Annotated in this window: 25 protein-coding genes; 5 read left to right on the forward strand and 20 right to left on the reverse strand. The window is 44.6% G+C overall.

The genetic code is table 11. From position 1 onward, the window contains the following. Positions 1-120: 120 nt before the first annotated feature. The 6 genes from spoIIR to ACU1JV_RS21765 form a co-directional block, all read right to left on the reverse strand. Complete coding sequence (gene spoIIR / locus ACU1JV_RS21740; RefSeq protein WP_040102697.1) at positions 121-813, reverse strand: stage II sporulation protein R; 693 nt, start codon at positions 811-813, stop codon at positions 121-123. A 214-nt stretch (positions 814-1,027) separates the two neighbouring features. Then, the gene (locus ACU1JV_RS21745; protein WP_040102696.1) at positions 1,028-2,221 is read right to left on the reverse strand and encodes an FtsW/RodA/SpoVE family cell cycle protein; all 1,194 of its coding nucleotides are present in this window, start codon (positions 2,219-2,221) and stop codon (positions 1,028-1,030) included. Between the two features lie 75 nt (positions 2,222-2,296). Further along, positions 2,297-3,196 (reverse strand): peptide chain release factor N(5)-glutamine methyltransferase, encoded by a 900-nt coding sequence (gene prmC, locus ACU1JV_RS21750; RefSeq protein ID WP_129550121.1) that lies wholly within the window; start codon positions 3,194-3,196, stop codon positions 2,297-2,299. Between the two features lie 3 nt (positions 3,197-3,199). Beyond that, positions 3,200-4,267, reverse strand: a complete 1,068-nt coding sequence (prfA, locus tag ACU1JV_RS21755; RefSeq protein ID WP_013373454.1) for a peptide chain release factor 1 — start codon at positions 4,265-4,267, stop codon at positions 3,200-3,202. Between the two features lie 336 nt (positions 4,268-4,603). Then, positions 4,604-5,704: a redox-regulated ATPase YchF gene (ychF, locus tag ACU1JV_RS21760; RefSeq protein WP_446724628.1), complete on the reverse strand. Its 1,101-nt coding sequence runs from the start codon at positions 5,702-5,704 to the stop codon at positions 4,604-4,606. 98 nt (positions 5,705-5,802) lie between these two features. Continuing rightward, the gene (locus ACU1JV_RS21765; RefSeq protein ID WP_446724629.1) at positions 5,803-6,033 is read right to left on the reverse strand and encodes a hypothetical protein; all 231 of its coding nucleotides are present in this window, start codon (positions 6,031-6,033) and stop codon (positions 5,803-5,805) included. A 101-nt stretch (positions 6,034-6,134) separates the two neighbouring features. Here ACU1JV_RS21765 and ACU1JV_RS21770 point away from each other — a divergent pair, with 101 nt between their 5' ends. Then, complete coding sequence (locus tag ACU1JV_RS21770) at positions 6,135-6,353, forward strand: helix-turn-helix transcriptional regulator (RefSeq protein ID WP_446724630.1); 219 nt, start codon at positions 6,135-6,137, stop codon at positions 6,351-6,353. Positions 6,354-6,575: 222 nt separating this feature from the next. Here the strand turns inward: ACU1JV_RS21770 and ACU1JV_RS21775 are convergent, their stop codons facing one another. The 5 genes from ACU1JV_RS21775 to ACU1JV_RS21795 form a co-directional block, all read right to left on the reverse strand. After that, positions 6,576-6,971 carry a LytTR family transcriptional regulator DNA-binding domain-containing protein gene (locus ACU1JV_RS21775; RefSeq protein ID WP_446724631.1) on the reverse strand — a complete coding sequence of 132 codons (396 nt, stop codon included), beginning with the start codon at positions 6,969-6,971 and terminating at the stop codon, positions 6,576-6,578. A gap of 14 nt (positions 6,972-6,985) precedes the next feature. Further along, a complete protein-coding gene (locus tag ACU1JV_RS21780) occupies positions 6,986-7,132 on the reverse strand; it encodes a cyclic lactone autoinducer peptide (RefSeq protein WP_153794850.1) in 147 nt (48 codons plus the stop codon). Beyond that, positions 7,110-7,664 carry an accessory gene regulator ArgB-like protein gene (locus ACU1JV_RS21785; protein WP_446724632.1) on the reverse strand — a complete coding sequence of 185 codons (555 nt, stop codon included), beginning with the start codon at positions 7,662-7,664 and terminating at the stop codon, positions 7,110-7,112. The genes ACU1JV_RS21780 and ACU1JV_RS21785 overlap by 23 nt, the downstream gene beginning before the upstream one ends. Next, the gene (locus ACU1JV_RS21790) at positions 7,642-8,274 is read right to left on the reverse strand and encodes a hypothetical protein (protein ID WP_446724633.1); all 633 of its coding nucleotides are present in this window, start codon (positions 8,272-8,274) and stop codon (positions 7,642-7,644) included. The genes ACU1JV_RS21785 and ACU1JV_RS21790 overlap by 23 nt, the downstream gene beginning before the upstream one ends. A gap of 124 nt (positions 8,275-8,398) precedes the next feature. Further along, the gene (locus ACU1JV_RS21795) at positions 8,399-8,731 is read right to left on the reverse strand and encodes a YolD-like family protein (RefSeq protein ID WP_446724634.1); all 333 of its coding nucleotides are present in this window, start codon (positions 8,729-8,731) and stop codon (positions 8,399-8,401) included. 207 nt (positions 8,732-8,938) lie between these two features. On the opposite strand from ACU1JV_RS21795, the gene ACU1JV_RS21800 reads away from it, so the two are divergent. Further along, entirely contained in the window at positions 8,939-9,241 is a 303-nt protein-coding gene (locus ACU1JV_RS21800; RefSeq protein ID WP_446724635.1) for a hypothetical protein, read from the forward strand. A gap of 1 nt (position 9,242) precedes the next feature. Further along, entirely contained in the window at positions 9,243-9,785 is a 543-nt protein-coding gene (locus ACU1JV_RS21805) for a hypothetical protein (protein ID WP_446724636.1), read from the forward strand. A gap of 67 nt (positions 9,786-9,852) precedes the next feature. Here ACU1JV_RS21805 and ACU1JV_RS21810 read toward each other — a convergent pair whose 3' ends face one another. From ACU1JV_RS21810 to ACU1JV_RS21835, 6 genes are read right to left on the reverse strand one after another with little or no spacing between them, the layout of a single operon-like run. After that, entirely contained in the window at positions 9,853-10,437 is a 585-nt protein-coding gene (locus tag ACU1JV_RS21810; protein ID WP_446724637.1) for a phage holin, LLH family, read from the reverse strand. 2 nt (positions 10,438-10,439) lie between these two features. Further along, positions 10,440-11,210, reverse strand: a complete 771-nt coding sequence (locus ACU1JV_RS21815; protein WP_446724670.1) for a M15 family metallopeptidase — start codon at positions 11,208-11,210, stop codon at positions 10,440-10,442. 5 nt (positions 11,211-11,215) lie between these two features. Beyond that, positions 11,216-11,593, reverse strand: coding sequence for an alanine-zipper protein (locus ACU1JV_RS21820; protein WP_446724638.1), 378 nt, complete (start codon positions 11,591-11,593; stop codon positions 11,216-11,218). A gap of 60 nt (positions 11,594-11,653) precedes the next feature. After that, the gene (locus tag ACU1JV_RS21825) at positions 11,654-15,844 is read right to left on the reverse strand and encodes an LPD38 domain-containing protein (RefSeq protein WP_446724639.1); all 4,191 of its coding nucleotides are present in this window, start codon (positions 15,842-15,844) and stop codon (positions 11,654-11,656) included. 4 nt (positions 15,845-15,848) lie between these two features. After that, the gene (locus ACU1JV_RS21830; RefSeq protein ID WP_446724671.1) at positions 15,849-16,277 is read right to left on the reverse strand and encodes a glucosaminidase domain-containing protein; all 429 of its coding nucleotides are present in this window, start codon (positions 16,275-16,277) and stop codon (positions 15,849-15,851) included. Beyond that, positions 16,262-17,872 (reverse strand): hypothetical protein, encoded by a 1,611-nt coding sequence (locus ACU1JV_RS21835; RefSeq protein ID WP_446724640.1) that lies wholly within the window; start codon positions 17,870-17,872, stop codon positions 16,262-16,264. Before ACU1JV_RS21835 ends, ACU1JV_RS21830 begins: the two co-directional genes overlap by 16 nt. Before the next feature lie 36 nt (positions 17,873-17,908). On the opposite strand from ACU1JV_RS21835, the gene ACU1JV_RS21840 reads away from it, so the two are divergent. Beyond that, complete coding sequence (locus ACU1JV_RS21840) at positions 17,909-18,205, forward strand: hypothetical protein (protein WP_446724641.1); 297 nt, start codon at positions 17,909-17,911, stop codon at positions 18,203-18,205. Between the two features lie 130 nt (positions 18,206-18,335). Here the strand turns inward: ACU1JV_RS21840 and ACU1JV_RS21845 are convergent, their stop codons facing one another. Both ACU1JV_RS21845 and ACU1JV_RS21850 read right to left on the reverse strand, forming a co-directional pair. After that, entirely contained in the window at positions 18,336-18,881 is a 546-nt protein-coding gene (locus ACU1JV_RS21845) for a hypothetical protein (RefSeq protein ID WP_446724642.1), read from the reverse strand. Between the two features lie 46 nt (positions 18,882-18,927). Then, complete coding sequence (locus ACU1JV_RS21850; RefSeq protein ID WP_446724643.1) at positions 18,928-19,803, reverse strand: hypothetical protein; 876 nt, start codon at positions 19,801-19,803, stop codon at positions 18,928-18,930. A gap of 72 nt (positions 19,804-19,875) precedes the next feature. On the opposite strand from ACU1JV_RS21850, the gene ACU1JV_RS21855 reads away from it, so the two are divergent. Then, positions 19,876-20,145, forward strand: coding sequence for a DUF3892 domain-containing protein (locus ACU1JV_RS21855; protein WP_446724644.1), 270 nt, complete (start codon positions 19,876-19,878; stop codon positions 20,143-20,145). Here ACU1JV_RS21855 and ACU1JV_RS21860 read toward each other — a convergent pair whose 3' ends face one another. Continuing rightward, a complete protein-coding gene (locus tag ACU1JV_RS21860; RefSeq protein ID WP_446724645.1) occupies positions 20,146-20,412 on the reverse strand; it encodes a hypothetical protein in 267 nt (88 codons plus the stop codon). Between the last annotated feature and the right edge of the window lie 3 nt (positions 20,413-20,415).

Below are 20,415 nucleotides of genomic sequence, written 5' to 3' on the forward strand. Positions count from 1 at the left end.
CCCACTTTAACAAATCAGATCAATTTGGCTCTGCTATCTGCATATCTATCGTAAGTTCCATTATAACATATGGGGAAACTTACACTCGTTGTTCTCTTTTCCATAGCTCTGACGAGACGTTTAGGCAAACAAACCACTCACCCAGCTCCACAGACCCGTAAGGGCATCCCACAGGAAAAAACGTACTTCCGGCTCTTTGTCAGCAGCATTCGTTCGATTGTCTTCATGACTTGTTTTTGCCGATACAGTTTGTGCTGCTGCTTCACCGCTACCTGCATCAATAAAGCACAACGGCGGGAACAGCACACACCACCAATTTTGTCCTTTCCCTTGCCCCAGTGTAACTCGAAGCGCCTCATAATTCCCTGCTGGGTAAACAAGGCCACCGTACATTTTCGTCGGAAAAGGTACACTTGCCAGTTCCACCTGATGATCATACCCTATACCGCGTCGAGCCAGTTCCGCACCTACCAAGCGATCAATTTCAGGCAAATGTGCATCAATCAACACTCTGGCTTGATTTAGGCTTTGTGGATTATCCAGCTCACCCACCCACGCATTCATCTGCTGCACAATGGCATCCCGTATTTCGCGCTTAACCAACTGATCCTCTGGACGATCCGAATTAGCCAAAATGCGCAGTCGGATGGAATCGTGCGGAATTACCTTCAACCCTGTGGTGGCCACTCCAGACGCTAAAGTCCCTCTTGCTCCCGTGGTCATCGCAGCGTCCGTTTTTTGACCTTCCCAAGACATCATTAATATCGATATACAAAAGAGTATCATTGCAGCTTGCTTCATCCAACTTCTCATTTTCGTCCCCCCAAACCCAAACTCTATCATGTCTATCAGTCTGTCCGGTTTGGGAGAGTTTAAACCTATGAATCTCGTAAAAAATTCAGGCTATTGCAAGCTTGATCGTCACCTAGGAATATAAAAAAGCCCAGATTTCACAATCTGGACTCTTTCGTCGCACCGTTTCAACTCGCACAAATAACCATCAATATTTAGTCACAATCCGCCTGTACTAGGCTTTTTTCGCCTTCGTCAAGCTTACTCTGGAAGGCTGCGGCAGGTCATCCTCTAACTCCTGGCCATGCACCTTAATACTCATAACCAAGCCAATACTAGCCATGTTAATAAGCAACGAGGTACCGCCATAGCTTATGAATGGAAGCGTAATCCCTGTAAGTGGCATAATGCCCAGAAACGCACCAATGTTCTCAAAAATCTGATACAGCAACATGGACACAATCCCGACAATTATATACGGGCCAGCCCGATCCCGACATTCCAGCGAAATCAGGATCATTCGGTGAATCAAAATAAAATATAGCAATAGTAGCATTGAAGAGCCTACAAACCCAAACTCCTCTGCTACAACTACAAAAATAGAATCCGCATACGTATAGGGAACACGCCCGGACTGTACCGAGGTTCCTTGCAAAAAGCCCTTGCCCATCATCCCGCCAGAAGCTATTGCCAGTTTGGCATTTTTCGTATGATAAGATGCCTTCGCGGTTGCTTCTTCCGGTACCAGCCAAGGGTCCAAACGCTCTACCCAGTGACTACGGCCAATACCTTTCATAAAGGAATCAATCTCATCGTGAAACGAGATATACGCTTTGATCCCTCCACCAACGGCGACTGCAAATACGATAAATCCGATTAGCGCATGGGATGCCTTCACATTACCAATCCATAGCATACCAATGACGATGACAATGTAACCGAGCGCATTACCCAAGTCATTTTGTGCCATGACCATGGCAAACGGGACAAAGCTCACCAGAGCAACTGGAAGAACATCTTGAATAAAATACAGCTTGCTCTTGCGCTTTTTAATCAGCATATACGCCAAAAAAATGATAAGAACCAGCTTGAATACCTCGGCAGGCTGAAGATTTAAGCCACCAATTTTCAAAAAGCCTTGAGAGTTATTAACCGTCCCGCCAAAAAAGCCGAGAATCAACAGGAATATCCCGCCTCCATATACATACAAGGCTTTTTTAATGAATATCCGAAAATCGACTATCGCTAAACCCAAGATCGCTACAAAGCCCAATATATAATACCCGATCATCTTCTGGTAGTCGTTGCCGTGCTCTGCCAAGTTCGTAGGACCCCTACCAGCACTGTATACCGTTATGATACTAATCGCCATGAGCAAAACCAGAATAAAAATAACCGGACCATCAATTTTTTTCAATTTCTGAAGCATGATTTCCCCCTGAGCCGTTTCTCGGTCATACTCCTCTTATTCTAAAGGAAAGACTCGCAAAAAGAAAATGCAGCACTACTCCGAGACGCCTAGGACATGTCGCTCGATCCCCGCAAGGTCAGGAATGATTAGAATGTTCTTCCAGTGACCTGCCTGTTCCAGCAGACCAGCCACGTCTCTGGCCTGTCCCATCCCCAGCTCAAACCCGATTAGCCGGGGCGGGGCCTGAAGGAGCCCCAGCTGCTCCAGCATTGCCCGATACGGGCCAAGCCCGTCAGGACCGCCATCCAGCGCCATTCGCGGCTCATGGTCGCGCACCTCTGGCTGCAAGCCAGCGATGTCAGCAGCCGGGATATATGGCGGGTTGGACACGAGGATGTCCACCACCGTTCCCGTAAACGGCGCCAGTAGATCGCCCTCGCGGAATTCTACGGCTGCGCCGTTTGCGGCAGCGTTCTGGGCCGCCATTTCGAGCGCAGCGGCAGAAATATCCCCCGCCGCCACGTGCCAGCGCGGCCGCTCAGCCGCCAGTGTCACGGCAATCGCGCCGCTGCCCGTACCGATGTCGAGCGCGTGCGGAGCACCGCTCGGCCACAGCCGGTCGCCGTGCTGGAGTATCGCCTCGACGAGCAGTTCCGTCTCGGGGCGCGGAATCAGCACCGACGGTGAAACCGCGAACGGGCGGCCGTAAAATTCCTGCTGTCCGATAATATACTGCGCCGGTTCACCCGCAGCTTTGCGGGCGATGATCCGTTCCCATGTGTCCTTGACGGAGGAAGGGAACGGATCGCCCAGAGCGGCGTAAAACCTCGTACCTTCCAGTCCAAGCACATGTTCCAGCAGCAAGCGGGCATTATGCTGCGGCTCCAACACGCCGCAACTTCCTAAAAAAGAAGAAGCCTCAACTAAGGCTTCTCTGACACTCATGTTCCGTTCCGGCGGCATCCGATACACACAATCGCGTTCGTTCCCCAAAACTTAAACCTCTTGTTCCATCAAATCAGCCTGCTCTGCAATCGTGAGTGCTGATACGATTTCTTCGATCTCTCCGTTCATCACCTGGTCCAGCTTGTGCATGGTTAAACCAATGCGATGATCCGTTACACGGCTTTGCGGGAAGTTGTAAGTACGTATACGCTCACTGCGGTCTCCAGTACCTACTTTGCTCTTACGCTCGCCTGCATATTTGGCTTCCTCTTCCTGGCGCATCATATCCGAAATACGGGCACGCAAAACTTGCAGCGCCTTCTCCTTGTTGGAGTTTTGGGACTTGCCGTCCTGGCAGGTTGCCACAATACCTGTTGGCATATGCGTTACACGCACCGCCGACTTGGTTGTATTAACGGACTGACCGCCCGCACCGCTGGAGCAGAAAGTATCCACGCGGATATCCTTGTCTAAAATTTCGATATCCACTTCCTCTGCCTCAGGCATCACAGACACCGTGGAGGTAGATGTATGAATACGTCCGCCAGATTCAGTTGTCGGAATCCGCTGTACACGGTGCGCGCCACTTTCGAATTTCATTTTGCTGTATGCACCGCGTCCGTTAATCATGAAAATAACCTCTTTAAAGCCTCCAAGGTCATTCATGTTTGCATCCATCAGCTCTACACGCCAGCCTTGGGTATCTGCATAACGCGTGTACATCCGGTACAAGTCCGCTGCAAACAGCGCGGCCTCGTCCCCACCCGCAGCACCACGAATTTCGATAATAACGTTCTTATCATCGTTCGGGTCCTTCGGCAGCAGCAAAATACGAATTTTCTCGTCCAGCTCCCGCTTACGGGCACTCAGCTCTTCAATCTCCATTTTGACCATTTCACGCATCTCGTCGTCCAGCTTTTCTGCCTGCATGGCTTTAGCAGCGTCCAGCTCCTCAACGACAGTTTTATATTCGGTATATGCTTCATAAGCAGGCTGTAAATCAGACTGTTCTTTGGAATAATCTCTAAGTTTTTTGCTATCGTTCGCCACATCCGGATCGCAGAGCAGTTCGCTCAGTTTATCGTAGCGGTCCGCCAATGATTGCAATCGGTCCAACAAGCGATTCACCTCTTCAGTTAAATTAATATGAAACCAGCTTTAAATTCACTGGCTACAGCTCTTTATTATAACAACTATTCGATTAATTAGCTACATAAAATACTTGCTAATTTAGGATTTTGCAAAAATCCGCAAATCAATTGAAGTCGAATAAACAAAATCTCGCTAAAGAGTTGAATAACAAACTCTCAACTAATAAAAGAAATGCGAATCAAATATAAAAAGCCGCCGCCCGGGACAGGCAGCGACTACGTAATTGGTACATGCAGGCAACACATATATCATTACTTAATATGTTTGTATATAAACTCTGTTTGTTATACGCCGAGATGCATACTAAACATTAAAACGGAAATGCATTACGTCTCCGTCCTGCACCACATATTCCTTGCCTTCCAAACGAAGCTGACCACGTTCCTTGGCCCCGTTCATAGATCCAGCAGCGACCAAATCATCATAGGATACAACCTCAGCGCGAATAAATCCGCGTTCAAAATCCGAGTGGATTACGCCCGCAGCGCCAGGTGCTTTTGTTCCTTTGTGAATAGTCCATGCGCGTACTTCCTGCACACCTGCTGTGAAATACGTATACAGTCCCAACAAGCGGTAAGCTGCTTTGATCAGACGGTTCAGACCGGATTCAGCCAGCCCCAGTTCCTCAAGGAACATTGCCTTGTCTTCGCCTTCCAGCTCAGCAATTTCAGCCTCTACTTTAGCGCTGATCGGTACCACTTCAGCATTTTCCGCCACTGCAAATTCACGTACCTTTTGCACATATGGATTGCTGTCAGCTTCCGTTACACCATCTTCGCTGACATTAGCCGCGTACAATACAGGCTTCATTGTAAGCAAATGAAGGTCGCGTATAATCAACTTTTCGTCTTCTGACAATTCTACGCTACGTGCAGGTTTGTCAGCATACAGCGATTCCTTGATCCGTTCCAGTACTTCAACCTCCTGGGCATACTGCTTGTTGCCGCCCTTCATGTTTTTGCGGGAACGTTCAATGCGCTTGTCTACACTTTCGATATCCGCCAGAATCAATTCCAGATTAATCGTCTGAATGTCGCTGATCGGATCAATTTTGCCGTCCACATGGGTAATATTCTCATCTTCAAAGCAGCGTACCACATGAACAATGGCATCTACTTCACGAATATGAGCCAAAAACTTGTTGCCCAAACCCTCGCCTTTGCTGGCACCTCGTACAAGTCCTGCAATATCAACAAATTCAAAAGCCGTTGGTACCGTTTTGTTCGGTACTACCAGTTCAGTCAGCTTATCCAGCCGCTCGTCCGGTACTTCAACGACCCCTACATTAGGGTCAATTGTACAAAATGGATAGTTTGCGGATTCCGCCCCCGCCTGCGTTATTGCGTTAAACAGTGTTGATTTGCCCACGTTCGGCAGACCTACGATACCACAAGAGAGTGCCATATATTAAACGCTCCTTATATATTAGTTTTATCAGCTAATAATAATATCTAAAACCAAAAAGGACAAGGCGAGATGGTTTTCCGCACTTGTCCTTTTTGCTACTTCAAATATTTCGCACCTTCTTCCAGACCCAAAGAATACGTTTTTTTTATTATATCTTGGGTATGTTGCAACAGGAGGTTTTCAAGTTCAAACGCTGTGTCTTGAGTTAAGCTGCCTGAATAAATAATCTCGTTTATTTTAATCATATAAGGGCCTTCGTCTAAAATTTCATCAGAAATCTCTCTTGCTCTCTTTTTAATCACAGGTTCAATCCATTCATGTAGCATATGCGACACTCCTAAGAAGTAATGTTTACCACTTTATTTAGCAATGGTATAATCTCGTTTATATAAAGTCCTATTGAAGTACACAAGGAGCGAGAAAAGAATTGAAAGTCTCCCGAGGGAGATGCTTACTTCTACCGCTCATAAAGGCTAAAGGATGGAACCAGGCTGAGTATGCTCGCAGATCTGGTAGATCCAAACGTGTTATCTCCCACTTTTGCAACGGGAGAACTACTATGACTCCCGAAGATATGTATGTAGCCACCAAATTATTGGAGTGCAGATGGGAGGAACTTTATGAGTTTATAGAAGAAGGCGAATAGCGGTTATCGTCCGCTCTCCCCTGGAAGGATCGGGAACATTTTGTTCCCAAATTTCGTTGTACACATAAGAGCCCAAGCCCACGACCCCACACCCTCCTTTTTTTAGATATCGATCCTCTTACATTTATTTAATCCCAATATTAGGTTGTTTGGCAACAAAAATTCAGCCGCTGAATGTGTTACAAGTTTCGACATTAAAAGACAATAGACAAAAAAGAGCCGCTATGTAGTAGCAGCTCCAGTGATCAATATTTTCGAATTCATGAAGCCCATTTCTTCAACTACTTCATCAAACCGATGATATGAAATTGGACACCTTTTCGATGATTTAGTGACCTCGCATTCAAAGTATGCATCTTTGAAAATGCCATTAACGATTTTTACATTTTCCACATTTAATGTGTTGCTTCTATCTACATTTAAAAATTTGAACCCGTTACTATTCAGATAATTTTCCCAATGTCTTAGAGTCCCAACCATGTAATAGGTTTTTTCAAATGTATGCACTAAAATCTGATTCCTTTTACGACCTTTGGATATAAAAAGAACCTTATCCACTTGTACATTTCCACCATCTCTAAAACCTTCAGGATCTGCCGATACCGTTAAACTTAGCATTTAACATCCCTCGCTTACTTTAACAATTCTTTCGGTGGCTCTGGACTATGAATCCACGATAGGCTTGCTGTGCTTACAGATGCGACTGCAAGAGTTGTGAGGACTGCTGCAACATTGTAATACATACCAGCTTTCACTTTACTCAGTTTGGTTTTCTTCATTTTTCACACCTCCTTCTACTAGTGTTAAACTCTGAACAAAAAAACTAGCAGCTACTACCGGACTCCCCAACCACAAATTTAGGATTACAATTGCAACTCCTATACACTTTAGCAATGGGTAATATCGTTTTGGTATACGAGTCCTTCCCTCTATCCGTGATGGGGCATAGATTAAGACCAGTATCATACTTAATATCGACGTAATTAAGACCCAATTGTAGTTAAAATTTGCAAAAGATAAAGCGGTAAGTAAAACCGTTGATGCAACTATGCATGTTAGATTACTTTTTAAATGAATCCCACCAACAACTTGACGCAGTAAAGAAAAAGAAACCATTGCCACTATGGTATCAAGAACCTTACCTGTGAAAAATGAAATACCGATAGTTAATAAAATAATTGAAACAGTGTTGATTACAACGGCTATTCCATGTTTTAAAACATTCACAGATGCCGGATGATCAGGTACAACTGCTTTGATGTGTGTTGCAATATCAAGAGCGATGGAATCAAGGCTTTTTATAATATTCACGCTCCGTTCTAAGCGCATAATACAAAAACATGGCAGATGCTAAGGCAATAAATAGAATACTCAAAAAGAAATTATTGACGTAAAACATAAATGCACAAGCTGCCAACACTCCTATTATTAAGATAATAACGAGTATATACTCCCACTTAAAACGTAGATTTTCATAATCTGCTGTAAAGCCTATTTTGAATTTATACAGAAACCACGAAATAGCTAACACCCATGCACTGGTTACTGCTTGCGCTAACGATCCTTCTGCTGAGGTCTGCATTTCTGTTGTCAAGGTACCAAAAAGCATTAATATAATGGCCGCTTGGAATAACGTATACAAAAATGTGCCAGTAATAGATATGATAGCCGCCCAGATAATCGGCATCCTAACAACAGTGGTTATCAATAATGTGAACAATATAATGTTTACGGTTGGAGCAAAGAAAGCCAAAGAAGTTTCTTCCCTTAAAATGAAACTTTGCAAATTCATTATCAATCCAATAAACAATGCAGGCCATACATAGTCTAAGGCCCTAACTCTGAAAATAGTTAACATTAAAACGAATGCTGCAAATGTCTCTACAGTCGAGAAAAGCAAGAACCTAATAGGCTCCCACATAACACATAACCCCTTCACATAATTGGTAACAAATATGCTTTAATTCTATATTTGTTACTTGTTAGAGGCAATCCAATTACCATGTTAAATGGAAGTATTTATGTATTATGTGAGGTAATTATTTTCAGCTTGTCGAAACGATATCCTCCAGCTTAATCCAACTAAAATCATCTTCCCCACGAACCAGTTTTACTTCCCTACGCGCGGTGTTAATCGACGTAACTACACCAGTCATAACCGTATCGTCAAACGGGCTAAAAACAGTCACGCTGACAGGCCGGCGCGAGTTGTAGGACTCTATTAGCGCCTGTTCGATGAGTTGCACTTCCTGATCGTCCAATTCCGGTTTTCCACGGCGCTGGCGATCCTGCATGAGCTTTAAATATGCTTCCTTGTGTTTCGGTATGATAATGCGTGAACTTTCCCATAAACCATTTTCCTCAAGTTTCTTTCCCATGTATGTGGCCTCCTGTTGTGTTATGTAGAAATTATAATGCGAACACGCGTTCTGTACAAGGGATTATTTTTGCCACTATAAACAGAAAGTTTTCAATCCGTTTGTTTTTCTATTCCTACATTTTCCTATATTGTAGTGGAAGATATAGCCAAATAGGGACTTTTGATTTACAATGAGACTATTATCTTACATATAGGAGTGCTGTTGATGGGTAAGGAGTTTAAGGTTAAGTTTGTGAAGGACAAGGATATGAAAAGGTTTCATACAACAAGTATTCTGACGTCCTACACTAGAAACATGTTTGTAATCCACCTTCTCGAAGAAGTCTCACCTATACTACAAGAATTTACTGTTACGGATGGTTCAACATCCAGTGTGACTCTTGAGGACGGAAATGCAATAAACCATGTTCACGCCTCATTAGCAATTGCGCCAGAAAATTTGCCGGGTATTATTGAATCGCTACAAAAACTTTACGATTTATACGCAAATCAGTCTGCTGGTGAATAAAATGGGGAATACGAATAAAATTTATAACTTCCCCATGAATGAACTTCAAAAATTAAGTTTAACAATGGAGAACTACCAAGTAATTATGGATGAAACCATTAGTCGTGTTAAAATGGAAGTAGGGGATTTATCCCAGGAACACAATGAGATCAGAAAAGCTTTGGATGAATTAATGTCCAAAAATCAAATCGCCTCTACAAAGGAGGATAATAACATGAATGAATCAATAGCAGAACTAAAGGAAAGAACTTCATCAATAGATAATACTGTTAGACAAATAGAAAAAGATGTTGTTTCTCTTAAAAGCGATATAAAACATAATTCGGATAAAATGAATTCGAATTTAGAAGAAATAAAAAAGAGTTTGGATTCATTGAGAACATCAATGACCACACTCACCACGCAATCCGTTGAGCACGGTAAAGATATTTCTTTTATTAAAGAAACTCAAAAGGATCTTATCACAAACAAAAAATTCTATTTCACATCAGCTTTAACGATCATCGGTCTTGCTGTTACCATCTACAGATTATACTTTATTTAAAACTAAAGGCCCCGGCATAATCGCCAAGGGCCTTTTATTTTACTTACTGACTGCATTCGCATTAATCTTATTCAGTAGTAATAGGTGTTTGTACCGATTCTATTGGTGCCGGAATAGGCTCAGACTGCACCTGAGCAGGAACAGTATTGGCTACTTCCGCCGTAGCTTGAGCCAAAAAATCATTTATCTTTGTAGCCAGACCCGACACAGCCTCTTTCGCTGCTGCCTGAGCCGCTTCTTCTGTACTAACCTTGGCTGCTGCATCTGCTACAGCGGCCTCCTCTGGGCTAATGGGCTTTTGTTTCGTCTTGGCTTTGTAGTCCAGGTATGCCTTTTCGATAGCAGCTTGGACTTCCACAGGAGTCAGCGTGATACCCTTTTGTTCCAACTGTCCGGTTACATAGGATAAAGCCTCTTGTAGCTTTTTGGATCCGTCAGCCTCTTTGTACGCCGTCTTAGCTAGGGAAAAACCTTCCTCAGCCAGCTTATGCAACAGGACACGCTGTGACTCCGTTGTGCGTGCATCTATCCACATGTTGGCCTTAACCTTAATCGTATTAAGCCCGGCGATAACAATGGCTGTCAGGACTCCTAAAATGGCGGTAGCGACGGTACTTACATATGGTTGTACAGTTTCGATAATAGTTTGCATGTTTATTTATCCCCTTTCACGTTGAAAATCCCAGCTCGATCAAGTAGCGTGATCAGCCGGTAGAAGTCGTAGCTGCCATCATTGGCTGTATCGAGTACCCTTGCGGCCTTGGCATTGATGCAGGCTTGTTCTGCCCACACGGGCACTTTAGGTTGTTTTGCTACCGACTCCAGTACCTTGATTCTGTCGGCTTGTGCTTGTACCGTTTTTTGCAATTCTTTAAATGCGGTTTTCTCTTCTACTGTCATTTCTTCATCCTCCGTTTTGTTGATTATTTTCAGCGCAGCCACAACCTGTACCTGAGTCGGCAGCTTACCAGCCCGGTACTGCGCCGTAGAAAGACCAAAAGTCATTTGGAAGTGCGGCATATCCGCAATGGATTTAAAATCCCCGCCCCACTCGAAGCCCAGTTCCTTAGCAATGGCGACGACTTGCAGCCAATCCGCTTTACGATCGGTGTTACCATCCCGTTTTGTATCCCAGCTTACGGATCTACCGTCCGGGAGTAGCAGAGCAAAGTCCACAGCCACACCAAAGTTGTGGTAACTAGTTCCGCCTTTGGCGTTAGTGACCTTCAGTCCCGGCTTTGTCCTACCCTGTGCGTAAAGCGCGTTCTGCTCCGCTATGGTGCGCAAACCCTGCGTTATGACTATAGGGATTCCCAAAGAAAAAGAGCGCTCGATGAGGCGCTCTGTGGCTGTACGGACGATAGGGAATAGACCCTGCAATCTGGATAATGACTTGCTTTTCACATACTCGAGTTCCACCAATATCCCTCCTATTTAGATAAGCCCATATAGGCCACAACAGCCGCCATAATAATGCTGGACAACGATGTAATGAGCGGCCCGTAAAATTGTCGTTTAACCCATTTTTGATCTTCCTGCATAGCATCCAGCCTACTATTTGCGGCCTCCGCTTTGCGCAATGCGTCTTCTGCTGCTACTTTTCCCGGCTCCAATAGTGCAAGGCGCGTGTGGGCTTCCTCTGCGCGTCTGAGCGCTTCTACAGCAGTCTCCTTGATATCTGCCACAGTGCTTGATAGGGAAGCAAGCGGCTTTAATGTCTCTTCGATGCGTGCCAACTGAATTTGAATATCTGTCAGTGCTTTTGTGTTCTCAATGGACACTTCACCCACCCCTCCGGTATTAGACATAATAGTTCATCCCCTTTCCATATCTCTCTACAACAAAAAGAGCACGTTATATACGTGCTCCTATTTTGGAAATCCTTTCATTGTATCTCTAGTAATCTGATTTCTTTCGCTTAACAGTGGTTCGATTTGTAAACGTTTATCGCGAGCACTCAACGTTTTATCTTTCTCAATCTCGCGAATACTTGCGCTGATATCGCTGAGTTTTTTTGTCGCTTTCTCCAACACTTTAAGATCACGTTTACGTGTGAATTCTTCCCCATTAAGTTTGGCAGAAGCCTTCTCACTCGATAGCTTATCCTTCAGGTCATATAATTTTTCTGAAGATTTTGTGCTTTGCAAAGGATCAACTAAAAACGCTTTGGCAAACGGCAATTGTTCCAGTCGTTTTTCTGGCGCGTCCGGACGATCAACCAGACCAACCCCCTTAAGCATGGAATCTATAGCCGAAGTCGCGTAATTACCTAATCCAGCCGTAAGGCCTTGTATCGTATTATCCATTATGCGCGGCGAGGAAAAGTTTTTTAGTAGGCCCTCGTCTCCAGTAACAGCACTTGATATACCTGCTAAAAATTTAGCGGTTTCTGTTGTGCGAACAGGATCATACTGATCTTTATACTTCAACCCCTGTTCACGCTGTGGAATAATTGGGCCTTCGCGGAAAAATGAGTAGTTCGCCATCCCCTCGATAAAAGGCCATAACGCTGTTATTTGAGCAGGTACAGCAGCATCCTTTAATGCTCGTTTCGCGAACCCGTCAAACGCTTCTCTATCATTTTCATAAACAAACTTCAACGCTCGTTCAGGTAGATTCGCAAATATAGGCGCAATATCAAACGGCTTCGGAATTCGGGCAACTACATCCGTCCCTGGAACGGCCCATAACCAAAATGTGTCCTTCATCCACTCGGCTGCATCATCTATGGTTTGGCGCTGCGTTTCATTTGCGAGATAATGATTAGAAATAAAGAATCCTACTGTTGGGATCGTTACCCCTGATATCATCCTTGCTGTAGTTCCCACAGGGTTCTCCTTTATGGCCCGGATTAATTTTGATTTACCCTGAATATTTGCATTTAAGAACGCGACAACTCGGTTAGCCTGTCTTATTCCAGAACCGGCTCGCGCAAAGTCCATAAGGTCACGCGCACGGTATGCCGCTTCCTGCGGACTGGCTCCCTTCCGCAATGCAGCTCGATATTCACCGACTTTTGTTGCGGATTCCGTTACATCTGTGATTGTGCGAAGCGCATTGATAAATGCTTTACCTGTCACGATATTGATAAATGTTTTGCTTGGCTTCTCCTTGAGCACCGTTTCCAGCGCTTTACGGTGAATGTTTCTATCCATAGAGAGTACATTGCCGTAGGCCCCGAGGTTTTCTATCCACTCTTGGTACAGTTTTCCCTTCGAAATAGATTGAATCAGGCCCGCGCCAAAATCAGTAATCGGATTGAATCCACTTTTACTTACTACATAAGCTTGCAGAATGTCACGCATTGGATTCCGCAAGCTAAATTCAGGCGTGAGCGTGGCACCAGCCCGTAATAGTGATGCAGGCTTGGACAATGCATTCAAAAGCATGCTGGATGATTCTTTGTCCAGATTCATCAAAGCCCGGTAGACTTCTGGTTCTACTTCATACTTGACGCTTTCGCCATTCTCTTTTACATTGACCACGTTTTTGCGTCCGACCTGTTCGTCTTTCTTCAAACGTCGAATAAAATTTTCGTCCACATCTTTTTTTGCAAGCTTGGAAAGTTCAGTTGCAACTCTATTTCGTTCAGCGGCATTTACAGTCTGAAAAATGTTACGGACCATATTCTCAAGTGGGTCTATAACATCCTTTTCGGAACCTTTCAATACCTTAACCGGACTAGCTACATTCGCAAGTGACTTCGACAAGCCCCCTGCGAACGCCTCAGGCGTATCATCAAAAGCGCGAAACAATGGAATGTAGTTCTTCCATCTGTCATCTAGCACCTCGGCTAGTTCTTTGCTTATAACACCAGTATCGGCAAGTTCTTTCAGCATGTCTTTTCCGACCTGAACCAGTTCCTTTCTCGCCTTTTCCATTTCATCAGAACCATACTTTTCGATAATATCTGCAATTTCTTTGTTAGTGAATCCTGATTTGTATCCAGCAGCGTTTACATCTTTAGCATGTACGGCAAGAGCATAATCACCGAGATTGTCCGATGTGTACCCTGCTTTTTCTGCCGCTGTTATAACTGGAGCGAGCCGTTGTTTTACGATCTGATTCGCCTTCTCGGGCGCTCCTTTGTATAAGCGAGCCCGTTTGTATAGACTGTCCTCAGCACTTGCCACGCGCCCAGTTATACGCTTCTCTAGGCCAGCCAACGACTGAACATCGTCTTCGAATTGGGATCTTATCTTCTCTAGTTTTTGTGAAAACGATGTCCTGCGCTTACTTACTTTGCGGTTTATTTTTGCACTGAACGAGGCAGCATCCCCAACATCTTGATTGTTGAATCTTATAGCGTCCTCGCCTTCTTTTGTAGCAAGGCGTTCCTGTTTACGCAGCTCTTCTTTTGCAGTACGGTAAACCTTTTCTGCATGCGGACGGAAGTTTTCGCCTACCTCTTTAACCATTTCTTCTGCCCAGTCAGAAAACTTAATTGTTCCTTTACCCATCTTAGCAGCACCGATGATAGACCAGTCTTTCCATTCTGGAAGAGGGTTCGAGTTCAAGTTGTTCTTACGTTTTTGTATCCGTTCTCTGGCGGCTTTTTCCGCTTCGTCCAAGTAGTTATACACCCTGTCCCTAACGCGCGGTTGTTGGATCGTTTTGACGATTCCCTCCGCTTCTACTTCTGGAGCTATTCGTTGTGTTTCAACGGCGGTCGCCTTGGCGTTAGCCGCTTCCAATCTTTGCTGTCGTACACGTAGAAAGTTGGGCACATCAGGATCGTTTATATTAAAGTTTTGCTGACGATTAATTGACGATTCATTCACCCTTTGTATCGGTTCTCGACTTGCACCTGGACGCGCCCCCACACGTTGCAAAGGGGTAGGTGCTTCACCGACAAAAGTAGAGTTACGACCTGCTGGAAGTCCTAACGGTTCCGGTGCCCAGTCTGTAGGGTTTACAATAGCATCGTCACCACGCGCTAAACTGGAGCGTTGTCCGGCTTGTGCCATTCGTTGATCACCGCGACCAAGAGGCAAAGCTAGTGTCTCCTCTGGTAAAGTTGCCCCCCTGGTTCTTCCTCTGCTAATGCCAGCTCCTACACCTCTTATGAACAAGTCTCCGCCTGCTCCAAATGCTGCACCTAAACCTGCATTGTGCAGCATTTCCTGTCCAGTTGTTTGGTCTTGGTTAATCCCCATAGCCGTGTTTCCGACAGCCCCAGCTGCAGCACCGCTTAAAGCTCCGCGCGTGAATCTATCAGCAGCCCCGGCGGTTACTCCTGGAATTCTTGTGGCCTGTCTGCTAATAGTATTTGTAAGGGCATTACCAGCGCGTGTAGCAAGTACGCCTTCAGCAGCTTCTAGCGGGGCAGTTATTAGGTTCTGTCCTTGAACACCTGGGGCACCAGGATTAATCCCTGAAGCTGCCATCCCAGCAAGAGACCCAGTAAAATCTGCTACCTTATCGGCTGTAGCATTGCCAGTTGTAACGTCATAGTAAGGCTTATCACCTGTTACAAAACTACCCGCTTGTCCAGAAAAGCGTGTAGTAAATTGTCCTGGCTTATTGTCCAAGACAAGACCAGCAATACCCTGTGCTAGTGGCTTCACTGGTGCAATCGCAGGGAATCTTTCTACATCTTCGTCAATGCCTTCCATCCATTGTTCATATGCACTCAATGGTTTGATTGTTTTACCCGTTGCTGCTCTGTACGTACCTATAGCGTCTCTATTGCCCTGAGTGGCTTGGGCAAAGGTGGAATTCTCAATAAAGCCAGGACCAATGATAAGCGAAGGTGGCAGCTTAAGACGGTTCTTCTCTCGCTCCGCTGCCTGTCGTTGCATCTCTTGCCCTGCGTAATTCAGACCTTTGTTTGCAAAGTCCCTCACAGCCGGGTTGTTTAGGGTGTTTTTCACGGTATTTGTTACGTTGTCCAATAAAGTAGGAGGTGAAATATCGGCAGTACGATTTCGCACAGCCGCGAATTCACTTTCCGCGTTACCGCCAACAGAATTGGGATTACTCACCCGAGCCAATACTCTGGCTCTGGCATCGGATCCTTGTTTTTTTCGATTTCGCACTGCATCAAATTCGCTTGCCATCTAATCACCTCTTGAACATACTGTAATATCTTGATACGCCGCCTACCCAATTGCTATTAAGGTTAGTAGGATCATTACCAGCTCCGACAGGGGCGTATTTGCGTTGAATTTGCGGAATTGTAGTAAGACCCTTGTCTATATAATTACGTTTCAAATTAGACGCCATTTTATCAATGCCATCCTGTAAACTATTGAAGTTCATAAGACCATTCTTGCCCATCATGCCACCAACGTTATTTCGATTTTTTACGGCTTTACTGCTGCCATTGCCTGTTTCATGTACTGCTATGGCTGCTAATAGAGCCGGATCGATACCGTATTTTTTCCCAGCTTGTACAAATACATCACCAGACCCTTTAAGAGCACCACTCAGAGTTTTATTTAATGCTGCCCCACTAGCCGTAGCTGTGGGGCTAGTCAGTTTCCCGAGTATAGTTTCTTGTACTTATCAATCTCTGCTTTTTGCATACCGAGAGATGAGAGGATTTGCCGAGTTTCAGCATCACTCAGGCCAGCATCTACAACATTCTGGAACATTTCTTGACGTTTGCTTGCATCCGTGGTTATCTTGGTGCCTTCTTTAACACTATCCCCATCAGCGTTTTTGCCATAGACAGGAACCGAATATAAGCCCTGCATGCTTTGCAGAACTTGGTTAGCTGTCAGGCCACCTGCTGCACTACCTTGGTTCGCCTGCTTGTAATCCAAATCGGCCCATTGCCGCGCGTTATCATCCGATTGGATAGCAAGTGTAGCTTGACGGTAGGCTGTATTATTCTGCTCTTGCAAACTTTGCAGGGCATAACTCATTCCGAACTGCTGAACGTCTTGATCAAATTTCAAACGCCATTGCTGATCCGTAATCGCGTCACGGGCTTTTTGGTATGCAAACTGTTGGGACTGGAATGTCTGTGGCGCATTCGGATTAGAAGCCTGTCGATAGAGTCCCTGCCAATCACTCTGCGGTGTAACCAGCTTTCCGCTCAACTCACTAACAGTATTAGCGGCTTGTTGATTCGCTTGACGATTTTGCAAGTCCATTTGTTGCCCTTGAAGCGTTCGAATACCTGGGCTTGCGGTACGAGCTGAATTGTAGTTAACGTTAGCTCCATACTTACTCGGATCAATGCCCAACGCCGAAAGCTGCGCCCGGATACCGTCTGCTTGTTTCGTCAGGCTGGCACGTTGCTCTGCTGTGACGCCCTTTGTCTCTGCCTGCTGTTTGAGTGACAGTAATTGGTCAATTGCTTGTCGGCCTTCTGCTGGCAGATAATTTCCCGTGAGTTGTCCCTCCGTAATCGGATTCTGGAAATACTCCTGATTTTGCAGACCATACAAATTAGTAAGGTCGCCCATCTTATCCCGTTGTACGCCATAGTTCAACTGTTGTAGTTGCATGTCCCGGTTTGCAGCATCCGAGTACCGTGAATATGACTGCTGCATGAGCTGCGGTACAAGTGTATTCGCTAGGCTCGACATGGTATTGTCCGCAACCTGATTAGATACCAATTCAGAGTAGGAAGACTTGCCCTGCCCGTTGGCACGCAACCGCGCATTCGTGTCAGCCTGTTCCGTTTCAATATTACGTTTAGCCTCCGCCAAACTAGATGTATACGATGGATCATCCTGCGGATTGTAACTCCACGGATCAGGAGCTTTATACTGGAACGCTGGCTGATTGTTTATCATGTCATTCATCCGTTGTAACGTTTGCTCCGTTTGTCGTTGTATTGGTGTGTACGTGGCCTGTGGCGAGCTTTGTACACTGGTAGCAGCCTGCACCATTGGACTTGGAGAAGATTTAGGCTGATTAGGAACCTTTACAGGTGCGCTGGTAGGCTTTAAACTACTCCACGCATTATTAAAGCCTTGCTGTGTCGTCATGGCAGATCCATTGTTAACAGAACCAGCTTTCAGAAAGTTCTTCCCATCTACAGTTACATATCCATTGCTGTATCCAATCCGGCTATTGTTAACGCCTTTACTGTTAAGCGCCTGCCGGACACCATAATTATTGGTGGTTGCCATTTCGCACCTCCGTTCTATTTCAGAAGAAAAGAGCCTGTGGATGTACAGGCTCATGAAAATACTGGTAAAATACTCCTATCCGGGACTCACACGGAAGGAGATACCATGTCAGGTTTTAATTTTGATAGGGCTTTTAAAGAGCATTCAAGCCAAGCAATGACTAAAATAAGCAATGAAATTGAAATGTTGAAGCGCAGAAGTGATGAATATGACCAAGACTATTTTATTGCTTATGCGTTTTCGACATCGTTAACGGTCTGTCTCGAAGTGGTTCGACACGTTCTAGAAGACTATGATGAGTTCCTTGACCAAGAGAATTCGGAATCTCAGTAATCATTTTTCCAAGGTAATAGAGTAAGACCACTTTGCTATCGTGAGTCCCGGTTTTCATATTTTCCATTGTCACTTTCCCTCCGTTTCTAAGCATGAAAAAAGGGCCTTCGGTTGAGGGCCCTTAAAGATTTTATTTTTGAAGTTTTTCTAGTTCTTGTTGTGACTCTTTTATTAATATAGAATTATTTTCTATTTCTTGCTTATATGATTTAAAAAAAGGATCACTTTCTTTCTGCTCTTCCGTTAAATTCTTCTCAAAATGATCCACTCTTACCTGAAGTTCCTTTGATCTTTTTTCAGTATTTTCAATAGTGTTTTTTAGAGTTTCTATTTTCTTGGATTTAGCATAATCCTCATCCTCTTGTGAGACAACAGAATCTTGAGCTTTAACCTCACTCACAGAACCACTCCCCTCTTGTTGAAGTTTGATTTCTGAGTTATTCACGCCTACGGTAACACCTAAATTTTCGGACAGCGCACGCACGGGCAAGTAACTAGTCCCTTCTATTACAGCCGCTTGACCAATAGACTTGTCGTTCAATTTAACGTTCATCGTTTTGGTCACTTTTTGACCAACCAGTTTATCGGCAGCTGCTTGAATTTGAGGAGAAAACGAAATGCCTAAGCCAATAACAATACCAACAAAGAGAGTAGAAATAGTTTTAATCTTCTTCATAATGGCACCTCAAGTTTATTTTTTGGCACCATTATACCATATAAATCTAGTTCCCTTGACTTATTTGTGCATGAGTATGGTTTCCAGCAGCCCGCCAAGTATAAATTGTCCCGTCAACCGCTTCGAACTTCGCCCCATCAGGTATGCCGTGGTTATGACTCCCAGATCCGCCAGTTGATATGTTCGCATCAGCTTTAGCCGCTAATTCTTCGTTAAGATTTCGACCTGAATTATTATCCACGAAATTACTAAAGTCTTTTACTGTAACATCTCCTGAAGCATTAAGATTTATATTTCCACCATTCGTCGCCTCTATCGCTATAGGCCCATACGATTCCAAAGACATGTACCCGAACAATGTCTGTAATCGAGCTTTAACAATCCCGTTTGTGAAAAATTCAAGTGCTGGAGCTCCGCCATAGTTAGCAATGATTCGTATAAAGTTTCTGCTGTCAAAATAGGCTCCAAACAAATCATCATTCCAACTCATTTCAGCACGCGGATAATCATTATACCTTGTAGCAATATAAGAACCATATATCTCCACAGCCTCTACTAAACCAGCCGTGATATGTCCCAAGTTGGCTGAAATAGCGGAAAGCTGACTCACTTGGATCTTGTCTGCCGTTACCGAATTAGCTTGGATTTTTTCTGATGTAATCGCGCCTGCTTGGATTTTGTCTGCGCTAATTGCTCCGGCCTGAATTTTATCCGCCGTTACTGAACCAGCTTGTAGGTTTTTAGCCTGTATACTATTTGCCCGGATGTTGTTAGCATCCAAGTTACCGTTAATGATGAATTCCAAATCCTTCGCCATTTTTGCTACGGTGTTGGCAAGGTCTTTGACGTATATTAATAATTGGCCCAAGTCCTGTGTATCCGGTGGCCCACTTAACCGTGGGCTGTCACTCCATTGTGCCATGTTGTACCTCCGTTTGTAGGAATTTAGTCCCTTCTGTCGAATATGTACTAGGCAGAAAGGAGGGATATTGTTATGGAAGAAAGCAGAATTATCGCTGTTCGCGTAGAGCATCCAGGCACCCACGAGCAGCACATTGTCCGCTTCAAACTTGAAAGCGGAACAGAGATGGATAAAGACACTATGATCGCTTTTTTACAATTCAATCCTGATACGTTCTACACCTACGTCGTTGGTAAAAAGGCTTATGTGACAGTCGCTTTGACTGAAGCAGGAAGTCCTTATGTTAAGACCAAAGCAGATGATACAACAGCTAACAATCTATTGAGTTTGCCAAGATTCTAATTAAACACCACGCGGTAAAAATCTTTTTTCAATCGTGATGTAAGCTACATCTTTCATGTCATCAGCGCCCTGAAAATGTGACGGATGAAAGTACCAAAGTTTACTAACAGCGTCCTCATACGTCAGGTGCGGGCTGGACTCCATAGTGATTTTACGTCCATCCTTCATGTGGTACACTCGGTAGAAACGATGAGGCATTTCAGGCTTTTGCTTGAATGCCTCATCCATTTTCCATACATACTCTGCGTCAATATATTTTTCTTCCATATT

Source organism: Paenibacillus sp. T2-29 (genome assembly GCF_052921365.1).

Bases quoted from the DNA above. Each gene is read 5' to 3' on its own strand.
- spoIIR (WP_040102697.1), bottom strand. From the start codon at position 813: ATGAGAAGTTGGATGAAGCAAGCTGCAATGATACTCTTTTGTATATCG.
- ACU1JV_RS21745 (WP_040102696.1), bottom strand. From the start codon at position 2,221: ATGCTTCAGAAATTGAAAAAAATTGATGGTCCGGTTATTTTTATTCTG.
- ychF (WP_446724628.1), bottom strand. From the start codon at position 5,704: ATGGCACTCTCTTGTGGTATCGTAGGTCTGCCGAACGTGGGCAAATCA.
- ACU1JV_RS21765 (WP_446724629.1), bottom strand. From the start codon at position 6,033: ATGCTACATGAATGGATTGAACCTGTGATTAAAAAGAGAGCAAGAGAG.
- ACU1JV_RS21775 (WP_446724631.1), bottom strand. From the start codon at position 6,971: ATGCTAAGTTTAACGGTATCGGCAGATCCTGAAGGTTTTAGAGATGGT.
- ACU1JV_RS21780 (WP_153794850.1), bottom strand. From the start codon at position 7,132: ATGAAGAAAACCAAACTGAGTAAAGTGAAAGCTGGTATGTATTACAAT.
- ACU1JV_RS21790 (WP_446724633.1), bottom strand. From the start codon at position 8,274: ATGTGGGAGCCTATTAGGTTCTTGCTTTTCTCGACTGTAGAGACATTT.
- ACU1JV_RS21795 (WP_446724634.1), bottom strand. From the start codon at position 8,731: ATGGGAAAGAAACTTGAGGAAAATGGTTTATGGGAAAGTTCACGCATT.
- ACU1JV_RS21800 (WP_446724635.1), top strand. From the start codon at position 8,939: ATGGGTAAGGAGTTTAAGGTTAAGTTTGTGAAGGACAAGGATATGAAA.
- ACU1JV_RS21805 (WP_446724636.1), top strand. From the start codon at position 9,243: ATGGGGAATACGAATAAAATTTATAACTTCCCCATGAATGAACTTCAA.
- ACU1JV_RS21810 (WP_446724637.1), bottom strand. From the start codon at position 10,437: ATGCAAACTATTATCGAAACTGTACAACCATATGTAAGTACCGTCGCT.
- ACU1JV_RS21820 (WP_446724638.1), bottom strand. From the start codon at position 11,593: ATGTCTAATACCGGAGGGGTGGGTGAAGTGTCCATTGAGAACACAAAA.
- ACU1JV_RS21825 (WP_446724639.1), bottom strand. From the start codon at position 15,844: ATGGCAAGCGAATTTGATGCAGTGCGAAATCGAAAAAAACAAGGATCC.
- ACU1JV_RS21835 (WP_446724640.1), bottom strand. From the start codon at position 17,872: ATGGCAACCACCAATAATTATGGTGTCCGGCAGGCGCTTAACAGTAAA.
- ACU1JV_RS21845 (WP_446724642.1), bottom strand. From the start codon at position 18,881: ATGAAGAAGATTAAAACTATTTCTACTCTCTTTGTTGGTATTGTTATT.
- ACU1JV_RS21850 (WP_446724643.1), bottom strand. From the start codon at position 19,803: ATGGCACAATGGAGTGACAGCCCACGGTTAAGTGGGCCACCGGATACA.
- ACU1JV_RS21855 (WP_446724644.1), top strand. From the start codon at position 19,876: ATGGAAGAAAGCAGAATTATCGCTGTTCGCGTAGAGCATCCAGGCACC.
- ACU1JV_RS21860 (WP_446724645.1), bottom strand. From the start codon at position 20,412: ATGGAAGAAAAATATATTGACGCAGAGTATGTATGGAAAATGGATGAG.